This window comes from Candidatus Propionivibrio aalborgensis (assembly GCF_900089945.1).
Classification (GTDB): Bacteria; Pseudomonadota; Gammaproteobacteria; order Burkholderiales; family Rhodocyclaceae; genus Propionivibrio; species Propionivibrio aalborgensis.
On sequence record NZ_FLQY01000372.1, the window covers coordinates 1 to 518 of the forward strand.

The 518-nt window shown below is 62.5% G+C and carries 2 protein-coding genes; both read right to left on the reverse strand.

Annotated features, from left to right (window positions below):
• Positions 1-225, reverse strand: a 225-nt coding sequence (locus tag PROAA_RS16285; protein WP_222102319.1) for a 1-phosphofructokinase family hexose kinase, incomplete at its 3' end; no start/stop codon positions are given.
• An 82-nt stretch (positions 226-307) separates the two neighbouring features.
• Positions 308-518, reverse strand: a 211-nt coding sequence (locus PROAA_RS16290) for a transketolase-like TK C-terminal-containing protein (protein ID WP_425394027.1), incomplete at its 5' end; no start/stop codon positions are given.

Here is a 518-nt window from a genome sequence, read left to right on the forward strand (position 1 = left end):
TCCTTCCAACCGGGCAAGCGCGGCGGGCTCGTCAGCATTGCTTCCGCCTTGAGCCAGGCACAAGGCGCCGACACCCAATCGCTGCAGTGCGCGACAGACGTTGACCCCCTTGCCGGCAACGTCGACTGTCACTTCGCTCAGCCGATTGACTTCCCCCGGAATCAGCGTGTCGATAGAAACCGTGTGCTGGAGTCCGGGGCTCAGGCAAATGCAGATGACGGACATGGTTCTGGAAACCGTTGTTGAACGTAAAAGACCCGGCGCGAACGTCGGGTCTCGATTATGGCAATGCCATTGCCAAGTGCGATCAGCCGGTGATCACGCGCTCGACTGCCTCGGCCACCTTGGCGGCCGTGATGTCGAGGAATTCGAAGACCTGGCTTGCAGGGCCGCACTCGCCGAAACGATCGATACCGACTACGGCGCCTTCCAGCCCAACGTACTGACGCCAGTAGCCGGTGACGCCGGCCTCGACGGCTACGCGCGGCACACCGCGCGGCAATACCGAGTCGCGGTAA